We start from the raw sequence: 14,333 nt of genomic DNA, 5'->3' as shown, positions 1-14,333 counted from the left end.
GCGATCCTTATCCGTTCAGCTTCTTGCCTTCTGGGTCATAAAAGACGAGCCCAGTGATTTCCGCCTCATGCACACTGCCATCCGGCATCGGCATATAGATGGTTTCGCCCGTGCGATCCTTGCCGCCAGCAACCAGCGCCATGGCGAACGAACGGCCCAGCGTCTCGCTCCAATAGGACGAAGTGACATGGCCCAGCATGGTCATCGGCACGGCCTGTTTCGGATCGGCGACGATCTGCGCGCCTTCCTCCAGCACCAGCTTCGGGTCCTTCGGCAGCAGGCCGACCAGATGCTTGCGATCCTTCTTCAGCATGTCCGGGCGCGCCAGCGAACGCTTGCCGACAAAGTCCGGCTTCTGCTTGCCGATGGCCCAGCCGAGCGCGGCATCGTCCGGCGTCACCGTGCCGTCGGTGTCCCGACCGACGATGATATAGCCCTTTTCTGCACGCAGGACATGCATGGTTTCGGTGCCATAGGGCGTGATGTCGTATTTCTGGCCCGCTTCATAAAGCGCCTTCCACAAAGCCAGGCCGTAACGCGACGGGACATTGATTTCGAAGCCGAGTTCGCCGGTAAAGCTCATACGGAATAGACGCGCCGGTACGCCGAGGAACTTGCATTCCGCCACCGACATATGCGGGAAGGCTTCGTCGGAAAGGTCCAGCCCCTCGACCATCGGCTCGATGAGCTTGCGCGCATTCGGTCCGTTCAGCGCCACCACGGCCCATTGTTCGGTCGTGGAGGTCAGCGAAACCTTGAGGTCCGGCCATTCCGTCTGGAGATAGTCCTCCATCATGTTCAGCACACGCGGCGCGCCGCCGGTGGTGGTGGTGACGTGGAAACGGTCCTGCGACAGCCTGCCGACGACACCGTCATCGCGGATGAAGCCGTCTTCACCGAGCAGCAGACCGTAACGGCAGCGCCCGACACCGAGCTTCGTCCATGGATTGGTGTACATGCGGTTCATGAATTCGGCTGCATCCGGGCCGACCACTTCGATCTTGCCGAGCGTCGATGCATCGAACATACCAAGGCTGGTGCGCACGGCCTTGCATTCGCGCGCGACGGCCTTGTGCATGTCTTCGCCCGCCTTGGGGAAATACCAGGCGCGACGCCACAGCGAGACCGGCTCGAAAGCAGCGCTCTGTTCTTCCGCCCATGAATCGATCGGCGTCTTGCGCGTCACGTCGAACAGCTTGCCCCGATTGTAGCCGCAGAAAGCGCCAAAGGTCGTCGGCGTATAGGGCGGACGGAAGGTCGTCAGGCCGACCTGCGGTGCGGGACGGCTGAGCGCATCGGACGCAACGGCGAGACCGTTGATGTTCGAGGTCTTGCCCTGATCTGTCGCCATGCCGTTGGTGGTGTAGCGCTTGATATGCTCGATGGAGCGGAAACCCTCACGCACGGCCAGACGAATATCCTTGGCGGTCACGTCGTTCTGGAAATCGATGAAGGCCTTTGCCTTGCCGGGATCGCGATCTGTCGGCAGCTCACGGCAATTGACGCCCGCGCAGACGAAATCGCCCGCCACCGCATATTCGGCGGGTTTCGCCTTGTGTCCGGCATCGCTTGCCGCAGCCGCACCGCTGACGGCACCCTCGCGCAGCGCAGCCTGAAGATCGAAATTGCCGTTACCGGCACCGGCGCAGCGGCTTTCTTCCGTGCGTTCGCCCGGCAGATAGATCTGGCGTTCCTCATCCCAGATGAGCGAGCCCTTGGTGTGCGAGAACAGATGCACGCTCGGATTCCAGCCGCCAGACATCAGCACGACATCGCAGGCAATGGTGCGCGCCGCGCCGACCGAACCGTTTTTGACCGGATTGACACGAACGGAGGAAACACGATGACGACCCGCCGTATCGCTGACGGTCCAGCCGGTCAGCGTTTCAATGCCGAGCATTTTTGCGCGGTTCACCAGACTGTCGGCGACCTGATCGCGCACATCGATAATGGCCGGTACCTTGACGCCCGCAACCGCGAGATCGAAGGCCGCAAGCCAGGCGGAATCATGCGAGGTAACAACGACAGCCTTTTCGCCGACCTTGACGCCGTAGCGATTAAGATAGGTGCGTGCGGCACCGGCCAGCATCACGCCCGGACGGTCATTGCCCGCAAAAACCAGCGGTTTTTCGATTGAACCCTGCGCAAGCACAACCTGCTTGGCGCGCACGCGCCACATGCGCTCACGCGGGGCATTGGCGGCGGGCTTTGCCTGATGGTCGGTCAGGCGCTGGCAAAGGCCGACCATGTTCTGATGATAATAGCCAATCGCCGTGGTGCGCGGCAAAAGCGTGACATTCGCCATCGCGCCCAGTGCTGCCAGCGTCTGGTTCAGCCAGTCCCAGCTGGTGCGGCCATTGATGACCGGCTCCGGCTCGGACAGGAGCGAGCCCCCCATTTCCGCCTGCTCGTCGCAGAGGAAAACTTTCGCGCCGCTCTTGGCGGCTTCAAGGGCTGCGGCAAGACCGGCAGGCCCGGCGCCCACCACCAGCACGTCGCAATAGGCATAACGGCTGGCATAGCTGTCGGGATCGGCTTCGGACGGCGATTTGCCGAGACCGGCAGCACCCCGGATGAAAGGCTCATAGACCTTGTTCCAAAAGCTCTTCGGCCACATGAAGGTCTTGTAGTAGAAGCCTGCCGAGAAGAACATGTAGAAGGCGTCGTTGACCGCGCCGACATCGTGCTTCAGCGACGGCCAGTGGTTCTGGCTTTCCGCCTTCAGCCCGTCATAAAGCTCCAGCACCGTGGCGCGGGTGTTCGGCTCGTAACGGCCCTCTCCACGCGAAACGCCCATCAGTGCATTCGGCTCTTCGGATCCGGCAGAAAGAATGCCGCGCGGACGGTGATATTTGAACGAACGGCCCGCCAGATGCTCGCCATTGGCCAGAAGCGCGGATGCAAGCGTATCGCCCTCAAAGCCGCTATAAGTCTTGCCGTTGAAGGAAAAGCGCACGGGCTTCGCCTTGTTGATGCGGCCTTTATTATTCAAACGCATGTCGGTCATTATTTTGTCTCCGCAGCGGGAGTTTCTGCCAATACAGGGCGCGGCTCACCGGCCTTATAGGTCATGACGAATTTGTCGCTCACCGTGTCGCGCACCGCATTGAAGAAGCGGCCGCAACCGTTGATGTGCCGCCAGCGTTCAAAATGCGTCCCGCGCGGGTTGGAGCGGATGAACAGGAAATCGCGCCATTCATCGTCGGAATAGGTCGAAGGATCGGCAGGACGCGCAATATGAGCTTCGCCCGCATAGGCGAATTCGAGTTCCGGACGTTCCATGTCGCAGTAAGGGCAACGGATCAAAAGCATGTCGATATTTCCTCAGTGCGCAACTGCGGCAGCCGCCGCTTCGTCGATCAGGCGACCCGTCTTGAAACGGTCGAGCGTGAACGGCGCGTTGATCCAGTGCGGCTCGTCGCGAGCGATGGTGTGGGCAAAGACATGCGCCGAACCCGGCGTTGCCTTAAAGCCGCCCGTGCCCCAGCCGCAATTGACATAGAGACCCGGAACCGGCGTCTTGCCGATGATCGGCGAGCGATCCGGGGTGACGTCGACGATGCCGCCCCATTTGCGCAACATACGCATGCGGGTGAAGATCGGGAAGATTTCGCAGATCGCCGCCAGCGTATGCTCGATCAGCGGCAGGCCGCCGCGCTGGCTGTAGGAAGTGTACTGATCCGTACCCGAACCGATCACCAGCTCGCCCTTGTCGGACTGGCTGATATAGGCATGGACGGTGTTGGACATGACCACGCAGGGGAAGATCGGCTTGACCGGCTCGGACACCAGCGCCTGCAGCGGGAAGCTTTCAAGCGGCATGCGCACGCCAGCCGTATCCATGACGACCGAGGTGTTGCCAGCGGTCGAAACGGCGACCTTCTTGGCCTTGATGAAACCGCGCGCGGTTTCAACGCCGGTCACACGGCCAGAAGCATCACGACGGATCGATAGAACCGGGCAATTCTGGATGATATCCACGCCGCGTTGGGTCGCGCCGCGCGCATAGCCCCAGGCCACCGCATCATGACGGGCCACGCCGCCGCGACGCTGCAAGGTTGCGCCAACCACCGGATAGCGGGCATTGGGCGAAATATCGAGCGGCGGGCAATATTCTTTGGCTTCTTCTTTCGACAGCCATTCATTGTCGATGCCGTTGAGGCGGTTGGCATGGATATGGCGCTTGAAGCTCTGCACATCATGCACCGTATGCGCCAGCATCATGACGCCGCGCTGTGAGAACATAACGTTGTAGTTGAGGTCCTGACTGAGCCCCTCCCACAGCTTCACCGCATGTTCGTAGAGATGCGCGCTCTCGTCATAGAGATAGTTGGAGCGAATGATGGTGGTGTTGCGCCCCGTATTGCCACCGCCGAGCCAGCCCTTTTCGATCACGGCGACATTGGTGATGCCGTGTTCCTTGGCCAGATAATAGGCGGCACCCAGACCATGACCGCCCGCGCCGACGATGATCACATCATACTCGGCCTTGGGTTCGGCATTGGGCCATTGCGGGTCCCAGTTCTTGTTACCGGAAAGCGCGTTTTTGATAATAGAAGCTGCAGAAAAGCGGGACATGAACAACCACCAGTTTCGCGGCTGCAAGCACCCTGACGGCACATGCGAAGCCTTTGATGATATTTCTATTGTGTCCTGTGAAAACCCGACAGCAGGCTTGCGTCAAAAGACGCCATAAATACGACATGCGCACCATTTCGCGACATGACGCCCCGCGCAATAACGATGGCTTTTTTCCTGCCCGCCAGTCCTCCTGACAGACAGCTGTCAGGAGCCGGTTCCACCCAAGGTTTCCTTTTTGCGGTCGCGCTATAGTTTATCATGAACACAATTAAGCAATATGGGACGAGGATTATGTCATACCGAGGTCTTCTGAAGGGCGCAGCCATCGCAGTCACCCTGATTGCGGGCGCGACGGGACTTTCAAATCCAGCACAATCACAGGTTGTCGTTTCATCCAAGATCGATACGGAAGGCGGCGTGCTGGGCAACATCATTCTCGCCATGCTCAACGCCAACGGCATTCAGACGACCGACCGTATTCAGCTCGGCGCGACGCCAGTGGTGCGCAAGGCCATCGTGGCCGGAGAGATCGATATTTACCCCGAATATACCGGTAATGCGGCCTTCTTCTTCAACAAGGCAGATGATCCGCTCTGGAAAGACCCGGCCAAGGCGTTTGAGACGGCAAAGAAGCTCGATTACGACGCCAACAAGATTGTCTGGCTGTCGCCTTCGCCCGCCAACAACACCTGGGGCATTGCACTGCGCAAGGATGTGGCGGACGAAAACAAGCTCACGAGCCTCAGCGATTTCGGCAAATATGCGTCCGGTGGCGGCAAGGTCATTCTGGCCGCCTCGTCGGAATTCGTGAATTCGGCTGCCGCCCTGCCCGCTTTCCAAACCGCCTATGGCTTCACGCTGAAACAGGACCAATTGATCACGTTATCCGGCGGCGATACGGCGGCGACCATTGCCGCCGCCGCCAACCAGACCAATGGCGCGAATGCGGCCATGGTCTACGGCACCGATGGCGGCATCGCGCCGTCCGGGCTGGTGGTGCTGGAAGATGACAAGCATGTGCAGCCCGTGTATCAGCCCGCACCCATCATCCGCGAGGACGTGCTGAAAAAGAACCCGAAGATCGAAGAACTGCTGAAGCCGGTTTTCGCAAAGCTCGACCTGACCACGCTGCAGGAACTGAACGGTCGCGTGCAGTTGGGCGGTGAACCGGCCAAGGCGGTCGCCGAAGACTTCCTGAAGAAGAACGGCTTTTTGAAATAGGCGGATAAAGGCGACCCGTTGCCGGATAGAATCGCAGTCCCTCATTCCAATTCGGCGAATGCTGAAAAGGCCTCGCATGGCCTGTTCGGCCATGTTGACAAGCTTGGCTTCGTCATCGCGGTTTCGTCCATTGCCGGGCTGCTGCTGCCCTTTGCCAATTTCCGCGCCAACCGCATCGTGCAGGGCGAGCCGCGCTTTGTGCTCGACGCCTTGCCGATGGCCGAAGCCTTGTCTTTGCTTGGCATAATGGCAGCGGTCCTGCTTTTTGGCCTCTTCTCGGCCAAAGCCAGACTGCGGCTTGGCGCAAACCTTGCCGGCCTTGCTGCTATCATGATCGCGATCGGGCTCGCGGCAACACATCTTTCACCCGACGGCAATAATTATGCCCGCGTTTCACCCGCATCCGGCTTCTGGCTGCTGCTGTTTGCCAGCGGCATTTCGGTTGCCGATGCTCTAGTGCGCTTGCAAGTGCGACCGCTCATGCGGGTGGGTTTGCTGATACTCGCAGCCCTTCTCCTCTATGCGCTGCTCGCCTCGGGATTTTGGGACAATCTGTCCTTCATGAAGGAATATCTCAGCCGCGCCGACAGTTTCTGGAACGAAGCCCGCCGTCATGTGGAACTGGCGCTCGGCTCGCTTGTCGCAGCGACGATCATCGGCATTCCGCTTGGCCTCGTCTGCCACCGTGTGCCAAGGCTGCGCGGACTGGTGCTGAACAGCCTCAACATCGTGCAGACCATTCCCTCCATGGCGCTCTTCGGCATTCTGATCGCACCGCTCGGCTGGCTTGCGGCCAACGCGCCATGGGCAGCAAGCCTCGGCATTCGCGGCATTGGGGCCGCTCCCGCTTTCGTGGCGCTGTTTCTCTATTCGCTGCTGCCCATCGTCGCCAATACGGTGGCCGGGCTCGCGCAGGTGCCAGCACCGGTCAGCGATGCCGCGCGCGGCATGGGCATGACGCGGCTGCAACGGCTGTTCAAAACCGAATTTCCACTAGCCTTTCCGGTGATCCTCACCGGCATCCGCATCGTGATGGTGCAGAATATCGGCATGACCACCATTGCCGCCCTGATCGGCGGTGGCGGTTTTGGCACCTTCGTCTTTCAGGGCATCGGACAGACGGCCATGGACCTCGTGCTGCTTGGCGCGCTGCCAACGGTTCTGCTGGCCTTCGGTGCTGCCGTTCTGCTCGACGCCGCCATTGAAATCGCCGGGAAAGGAACCGCGCCATGATCGAGTTCGACCAGATCACCAAGCGCTATAATGGCCGGGCTGCCGTGGATGCGGTCAGCTTTTCCGTTGAGCCGCACAGTATCGCGGCCATTGTCGGAACCTCCGGTTCGGGCAAGACGACCCTGCTGCGCATGGTCAACCGTCTTGTCGAGCCGACCGGGGGCGAAATCCGCATCGACGGGCACAGCAATATGGACGAGCCGGGGCACGCCTTGCGGCGGCGGATCGGTTACGTGATCCAGCAGCACGGGCTTTTCCCGCATCGCACGGTGGCAGAAAATATCGCCACCGTGCCGGTTCTGCTCGGCTGGACGAAACAGCGTATCGATGCCCGCGTCGATGAACTGCTCGATTTGTTTCAGCTTGAACCGGCGGATTATCGCGACCGCTATCCGCAGGAACTGTCCGGCGGGCAACAGCAGCGCGTCGGCGTCGCCCGGGCGCTGGCGGCGGAGCCGAACATATTGCTGATGGATGAACCTTTCGGCGCGCTCGACCCGGTCATCCGTGCCAAGGCGCAGGAAGACCTGAAGGCGATCCAGCGCCGTTTCGGCACCACGATCCTGCTGGTCACGCATGATATGGAGGAAGCGATTTCGCTTGGTGACCATATTGCGGTGATGGATGACGGCAAGCTTTTGCAATATGGCCCGCCTGCGGAAATTCTGGCGCGACCCGCGACGGACTTCGTCGAAAGGCTGGTCGGCACCGGCGAACGCCCTTTCCGCCTGCTCTCGCTCACCGATCTCAAGACGGTCCTGCAACCGGGTGATGCCAGCGGCGACGCCATGCCGGTTTCCGCCTCGCAACGCGATGCGCTGGCCGAGCTTTTATGGTCGGGTCGCAATGCTCTGCCGGTTCTGGACGCAGACGGCAGACCGCTTGGCCGCGTCACACTGGAAAAGCTGTTGCGAAAAGCGGAACGCCCGGCATGAGGCTGTTCATTTCCATCATTCCACGGCTGGCGCTTCTGGCGATGCTGCTGCTCTTTCTGATGCAGCCGAATCTGTTCGAACCCGTCTTCCGCCCATTGGTCAGCGATGGCGCGCCCGTCATCTATGACCGCGCCAATCTGATGACGCTGACCTTGCAGCATTTGGGGCTGGTGGCATTGGCGACCCTGATATCCACGCTGGTGGCCGTCGCCATGGCGATCTTCGTGACCAGACGGCAGGGCGCGGAGTTTCTGCCGCTTTCGCGCAGTCTGGTGAATATCGGCCAGACCTTTCCGCCCGTTGCGGTGCTGGCGCTCGCCGTGCCGATCTTCGGTTTCGGCGACAAGCCGACGCTGATCGCGCTGTTTCTCTATGGGCTGCTGCCGATCTTTGAAAACACGCTGACCGGCCTCACCACCCTGCCTGCGCCTGTCGTGGAAGCGGCGCGCGGCATGGGCATGACGGGAATGCAGCGTCTGGTCAAAGTGGAAATGCCGCTTGCCATGCCGGTCATTCTTGCCGGAATAAGGCTATCGGCGGTGATCGGCCTTGCCACCGCCACCATCGGCTCGACAGTGGCCGCCCGGACGCTTGGCGAAGTCATCATCGCCGGTCTCATCTCCAACAATCTTGCTTTCGTGCTGCAAGGCGGCCTTGTCGTCGCGGCGCTGGCCATTTTGATCTTCGACGGATTTCAGGCCCTTGAACATTTTCTCATGAAACAGGCCGGAACCGACGCCTGAACCGCACCAGCCCCCTTTGAATAGCCGCATTGCATTCCTATATCGTCGTAAATGACCATTGGATGAGGAACGGAATGAATATCGGGCAGGCAGCCACAGCATCGGGCATATCGGCGAAGATGATCCGCCATTATGAAACCATCGGGCTTATCGAGGCTGCCGAACGCACAGGTTCCGGCTATCGCGTCTACACGCAAAAAGATGTCGAGACGCTGCGCTTCATCCGTCGCAGCCGCGATCTCGGTTTTCAGGTCGAGCAGATCAAGGAACTTCTGGCGCTCTGGCGTGATCGCAACCGCGCTTCTTCCGATGTGAAGAAGGTTGCGCTCGTTCATGTCGAGGAACTGGAAGCCAAGATGCTCCAACTGCAGGAAATGGCCGACACGCTGCGCCATCTGGCGCAAAACTGCCATGGCGATAACCGTCCCGACTGCCCGATCATCCACCAGCTCGCGGCAAACGTCGCCGAGCCGCGCAAACGACCTGCCGCGCGCAAGGGCGAATTGCTGCACAGCAAGGTCTGACCAACCCACATATTCAGAAGAAAACGCCGGGATTTCTCCCGGCGTTTTTGTTGCAACTTCCGTTGGGAGTTAGCTCTTCGGCAGCGTATAGGCGATAACGTAATCGCCCGGCTTGGTGCCGATCGAGCCATGACCACCGGCCACCATCAGCACGAATTGCTGATCGCCGACCGTGTAGGACATTGGTGTCGCCTGTCCGCCCGCGGGCAGACGTGCTTCCCACAGAACCTTGCCATTTGTCAGGTCATAGGCGCGCAGATAGTTGTCCACGGCGGCACCGAGGAAGGCAACGCCGCCTGCCGTGATCATCGGTCCGCCTATGCCCGGTACGCCGACTTTCAGCGGCAGCGGAACCGGCGCCATATCGCGGATGGTGCCGTTGCGATGCTTGTAGACGGTCTTGCCGGTGCGCAGATCGACGCCCGTGACATAGCCCCATGGCGGGGTCTGGCACGGAATGCCGAGCGGGCCGAGGAACGGTCCCATGAAGACGCCATAAGGCGCGCCGTCATTGCGGTTCAGGCCCTGTTCGCTGCCCTTCTCATCCTGTCCCTTCGGTGGAATTTCCGAACGCGGGACAAGGCGCGAGGTGAAGGCCAGATAGGTCGGCATGCCGAACATTACCTGACGCACCGGATCGACCGCCACACTGCCCCAGTTGAAGACGCCGAAATTGCCCGGATAGACAATGGTGCCCTTCAGCGAAGGTGGCGTGTAGCGGCCTTCATAGGCAAGCTGGTGGAACTTGATGCGGCAGGCCAGTTGATCGAACATCGTCACACCCCACATGTCGCTTTCACGCAATGCAGGCGGGCTGAAGGTCAGATCGGAGATCGGCTGCGTCGGCGACGAATGATCTTCCGGGATAGTGCCGGTCGGAGCCGGGATTTCCTTGACCGGAATGATCGGCTCGCCGGTGCGGCGGTCGAGCACATAGAGGTCACCCTGCTTGGTCGGGCCGACCAGCGCAGGCGTGCCATTGATATCGAGCAGCACCGGCTGCGCCGGAACGTCCATGTCCCACAGATCATGGTGGACCGTCTGGCGCACCCACTTCACCTGACCCGTATTCACATCGAGCGCGACGATGGAGGAGGAATATTTCTCCACATTTTCGCTGCGCCCCATTCCGAGCTGGTCAGGCACCTGATTGCCAAGCGGAACGAAGATCAGGCCGAGCTTTTCGTCCACGCTAGACACCGACCAGCTATTGGGCGAATTCGTCGTGTAGAACTGACCTTCCGGCAGCGGTGTCGTGACGTCCGGATTACCCGAATCCCAGTTCCAGATAAGCTGGCCCGTGCGGATATCGAAGGCGCGGATGACGCCCGACTGTTCTTCCGTCGAGTAATTGTCATTGACGGCGCCGCCGACGATGATCTTGTCGCCGACCACAGCCGGAGGCGAGGTCGAGTAATAGTAACCGGCCGGATTATATTTCATGCCATGGCTGAGATCGAGCGTGCCGCCATTGGCGAAATCGGTGCAGATTTCACCGGTCGCCGTATCGAGCGCGATCAGACGAGCATCCGAGGTCGGCAGATAGACCCGCTCGGCGCATTTCGCGCCAGCGGTCGCATTGGCGTCCTTCCAGTAGCTCACGCCACGGCAGGTCTGGTGCTGGCGGTCGGTGTTGAAGCCGACCTTCGGGTCGAACTTCCACTTTTCCTTGCCGGTCGCGGCGTCGAGCGCAATCGCCCAGTTATGCGGCGTGCAGAGATAAAGCGAATCGCCGATCTTCAGCGGCGTCACCTGATAGGTGGTTTCGCCAACATCCTGCGGCTGCTTCACGTCGCCGGTCTGGTACTGCCAGGCCACCTGCAATTTGGACACATTGTCTGGCGTGATCTGCGCCAGCGGCGAATAACGCTGGCCGTAAGGCGTGCGGCCATATTGGTGCCATTCGCCTTCCGGCACATTGCCGCCGAGGTCCGGCGTCGCCGCAACCGTCTCTGTCGGCAGGTCGCCCGAAATATTGTACGGGTCCTGCGTCATGGAATAGCCGGCAATGGCCAGCGCGATGACGCTCGCGACCGTCAGCGGCAGTCCGCCGCCGCCCTTGCCGCCATTGAGCGGCTTTCTGATCCAAGGGGTCAAAAGCCACAGGCCGAGCAGCACGATAATGCCGCCACGCGCGCCAAGCTGCCACCAGTCAAAACCGACTTCATAGACGGCCCAACCGAGCGACCCGAGCACGATCAGCGCATAGAGCCACAGGGCCGAAGCGCTTCTTTTCAAGAGGAGAGCGGCCGTCAGCAAAAAGCCGACAGCCGCAATGATGTAGTACCAGCTGCCCCCCAGGGTGATCAGCTCGATACCGCCCCAGCCGAGCGCAAGCCCGACCAGCAGAAGGACGATGGATGTCAAGGAAATCAGCAAAATATTACCCCTTCAAGTGTGACTGCAGACCCGCCGTGCCTGAGCCGAAACGCACGGAACACATCGAATGCGAGAAGTCCTGATGGGTGGGAGCGCCGCTGCGTTTCAGACGCCGCGACACTCTCTGCCTGTATTAAACATTAGGCAGAAATAAAATAAATCCAGAGGAAATGAAAAAAGGCGACTCGTGAGAGCCGCCTTTGCTTGGGAGTTAGTTTGAATTGCGGTTTTGGTCAGCCGAGGGGACTCTTGAACCGCCGCAACCGCAACGCATTGCTGAGCACGAAAATGCTCGACAGCGCCATGGCGCCCGCTGCCAGAACCGGCGACAGCAAAGTGCCGGTGAAGGGGTAGAGAACACCGGCGGCGACCGGAATGAGCGCCACATTATAGGCGAAGGCCCAGAAGAGGTTCTCGCTGATATTGCGGATCGTCGCCTTGGATATGGCGATGGCATTGGCGACACCGCGCAGATCGCCCGACATCAGCACCACATCCGCACTTTCAATCGCGATATCCGTTCCGGTGCCGATGGCGATGCCCACATCTGCCGCTGCCAGCGCCGGGGCGTCGTTGATGCCGTCCCCGACAAAAGCGATGCGCTTGCCACCAGCCGAAAGCCGCTTCAGCGCTTCGACCTTGCCGTCGGGCAGCACTTCCGCCACCACTTCATCAATCCCGAGCCGCTTGGCGATAGCCTGCGCGGTGCGGCGATTGTCGCCGGTAATCATCGCCACGGTGAGCCCCTGTTCGTGTAGAGCGGCGATGGCGGCAGGCGTTGTCTCCTTCATCGGGTCTGCGACCGTCAGGATAGCCGCAAGCTTGTCGTCAACGGCGGCATAAAGCGGCGACTGGCCTTCATCGCCAAAGCGCTTCGCATCCTCGGCAAACACCGCCACATCATGGCCGAGCTTGGCCATATAGCGATCAGCGCCGATAGCGATTTCATGCCCCGAGACGGTCGCCTTGAGGCCGAAACCCGGCACTGCTTCGAAAGCCGAGACATCGGCAAGCTTCAGGCCCTCTTCCTTTGCAGCCGTCACAATGGCGTCGGCAATCGGATGTTCCGAGCGAGCTTCGACAGCTGCCACCAGCGCCAGAAGTTCTTGCCTGTCGAAACCGGCTACCGTTGCAAAATGCGCCAGTGCAGGCTTGCCCTGGGTCAGCGTGCCGGTCTTGTCGACGGCGATGATCGATGCATCGCGCAAGGTTTGCAGTGCATCGCCCCGGCGAAACAGAATGCCGAACTCGGCGGCGCGACCGGTGCCAACCATGATGGAGGTCGGCGTGGCAAGGCCCATGGCGCAAGGGCACGCGATGATGAGCACCGCAATGGCATTGACCAGCGCGTAGCCAAGCATGGCCGTCCCTCCGATGGCGAGCCAGAGCACGAAGGTCAGCGCGGCGGCGGCCATGACGGCGGGCACGAACCAGCCCGTCACCTTGTCGACCTTGGCCTGAATGGGCAGCTTGTCGGCTTGCGCATCCTCGACCATGCGGATGATCTGCGAGATCACCATATCACGGCCCACCTTGGTGGCGCGGAAGGTGAAAGCGCCGGTTTTATTGATGGTGCCGCCGACCACTTCCGCGCCCTCGTCCTTGGCGACAGGGACGGGCTCGCCGGTGATCATCGATTCATCGACATAGGACGAGCCTTCGACCACCTCGCCATCGACCGGCACTTTCTCGCCGGGCCGCACCTGCACGATATCGCCTGCGCGCACGTCTTCCAGCGGCACATCGATCGTCTCGCCATTGCGCACCACGCGGGCCGACTTGGCCTGCAAGCCGACCAGACGGCTGATGGCCGCACTGGTGCGCCCCTTGGCGCGCGCTTCAAGATAGCGCCCGATCAGAATCAGCGTGACGATAACCGCCGCCGCCTCGAAATAGACATTGACGGTGCCCGCTGGCAAAACGCCCGGCAGGAAGGTTGCGACAAGCGAGAAGCCCCAGGCCGCAAGCGTGCCGACGACCACCAACGAGTTCATATCCGGTGTGGCGCGCAGCAGCGCCGGAATGCCCTTCTTGAAGAAGCGCAGACCGGGGCCGAACAGGACGAGCGTGGTCAGCACGAATTGCAGATACCAGCTGTTCTGCATGCCGATCCGGTCCATCACGAACATATGGACAGCGGGAATGAGATGCGATCCCATTTCCAGCACGAAGACCGGAAGCGTCAGGACGGCGGCCAGCAGAACGCTCTTCTTCAGTTCCGCAGCTTCGGCATCGCGCTTTTCGCTTTGGGTTTCGGCTGGCGCTTCATCTTTTCTATCGTTCAGCGACCGCGCTTCGTAACCAGCTTTCTCGACGGCCTTGACGAGTTCGGATGTCTCGACCCCACCCGCCAGTTCCACATGCGCGCGTTCGGTCGCCAGATTGACGCTGGCCCGCGTCACGCCCGGCACCGCATTCAACGCCTTTTCGACCTTGCTGACGCAGGAAGCGCAGCTCATGCCCTCAATGGCAAGATCGACGCTGCCGGAAGGAACCTCATAGCCCGCCTTGCGAATGGCATCGATAACGGCAGGCAGATCCGGCGCGCCTTTGAAGGTTACGTCGGCGCGCTCGGTGGCCAGATTGACGGAAACCTTGTCGACGCCCGCAACCTTCGACACGGCCTTTTCGACGGAGGAAACACAGGATGCGCAGCTCATGCCTTCCACGGGAACGGGAAAGCTGATGGATTCGTGATCGACGGGCTTGTTCATGGC

At 60.7% G+C, this 14,333-nt stretch carries 10 protein-coding genes; 5 read left to right on the top strand and 5 right to left on the bottom strand.

All coding sequences use genetic code 11. The features are described from left to right. Positions 1-7: 7 nt before the first annotated feature. The 3 genes from ABWW11_RS02675 to ABWW11_RS02665 are packed head-to-tail and all read right to left on the bottom strand — an operon-like array spanning position 8 to position 4,578. Positions 8-3,007 carry a sarcosine oxidase subunit alpha gene (locus ABWW11_RS02675; RefSeq protein ID WP_319080517.1) on the bottom strand — a complete coding sequence of 1,000 codons (3,000 nt, stop codon included), beginning with the start codon at positions 3,005-3,007 and terminating at the stop codon, positions 8-10. Then, positions 3,007-3,312, bottom strand: coding sequence for a sarcosine oxidase subunit delta (locus tag ABWW11_RS02670; RefSeq protein ID WP_109368236.1), 306 nt, complete (start codon positions 3,310-3,312; stop codon positions 3,007-3,009). Before ABWW11_RS02670 ends, ABWW11_RS02675 begins: the two co-directional genes overlap by 1 nt. Positions 3,313-3,324: 12 nt before the next feature. Next, positions 3,325-4,578 carry a sarcosine oxidase subunit beta family protein gene (locus ABWW11_RS02665; protein WP_109368235.1) on the bottom strand — a complete coding sequence of 418 codons (1,254 nt, stop codon included), beginning with the start codon at positions 4,576-4,578 and terminating at the stop codon, positions 3,325-3,327. Between the two features lie 294 nt (positions 4,579-4,872). On the opposite strand from ABWW11_RS02665, the gene osmF reads away from it, so the two are divergent. The 5 genes from osmF (at position 4,873) to cueR (ending at position 9,237) form a co-directional block, all read left to right on the top strand. Continuing rightward, entirely contained in the window at positions 4,873-5,802 is a 930-nt protein-coding gene (gene osmF, locus ABWW11_RS02660; protein WP_121537192.1) for a glycine betaine ABC transporter substrate-binding protein OsmF, read from the top strand. Positions 5,803-5,832: 30 nt separating this feature from the next. Next, positions 5,833-7,035 carry an ABC transporter permease gene (locus ABWW11_RS02655; protein WP_109370152.1) on the top strand — a complete coding sequence of 401 codons (1,203 nt, stop codon included), beginning with the start codon at positions 5,833-5,835 and terminating at the stop codon, positions 7,033-7,035. Beyond that, complete coding sequence (locus ABWW11_RS02650; RefSeq protein ID WP_109368233.1) at positions 7,032-7,970, top strand: ABC transporter ATP-binding protein; 939 nt, start codon at positions 7,032-7,034, stop codon at positions 7,968-7,970. The genes ABWW11_RS02655 and ABWW11_RS02650 overlap by 4 nt, the downstream gene beginning before the upstream one ends. Then, positions 7,967-8,713 carry an ABC transporter permease gene (locus tag ABWW11_RS02645; RefSeq protein WP_109368232.1) on the top strand — a complete coding sequence of 249 codons (747 nt, stop codon included), beginning with the start codon at positions 7,967-7,969 and terminating at the stop codon, positions 8,711-8,713. The genes ABWW11_RS02650 and ABWW11_RS02645 overlap by 4 nt, the downstream gene beginning before the upstream one ends. 74 nt (positions 8,714-8,787) lie before the next feature. Further along, entirely contained in the window at positions 8,788-9,237 is a 450-nt protein-coding gene (cueR, locus tag ABWW11_RS02640; protein ID WP_109368231.1) for a Cu(I)-responsive transcriptional regulator, read from the top strand. Positions 9,238-9,306: 69 nt separating this feature from the next. Here cueR and ABWW11_RS02635 read toward each other — a convergent pair whose 3' ends face one another. Further along, positions 9,307-11,616 (bottom strand): glucose/quinate/shikimate family membrane-bound PQQ-dependent dehydrogenase, encoded by a 2,310-nt coding sequence (locus ABWW11_RS02635; RefSeq protein ID WP_109368230.1) that lies wholly within the window; start codon positions 11,614-11,616, stop codon positions 9,307-9,309. A 233-nt stretch (positions 11,617-11,849) separates the two neighbouring features. Next, positions 11,850-14,330 (bottom strand): heavy metal translocating P-type ATPase, encoded by a 2,481-nt coding sequence (locus tag ABWW11_RS02630; protein ID WP_109368229.1) that lies wholly within the window; start codon positions 14,328-14,330, stop codon positions 11,850-11,852. Positions 14,331-14,333: the final 3 nt, after the last annotated feature.

It is taken from the genome of Brucella sp. NBRC 113783, from assembly GCF_040372265.1.
Classification (GTDB): Bacteria; Pseudomonadota; Alphaproteobacteria; order Rhizobiales; family Rhizobiaceae; genus Brucella; species Brucella teleogrylli.
The sequence above is the reverse complement of the archived record's forward strand: the minus strand, read 5'-3'. Positions and strand labels throughout refer to the sequence as shown.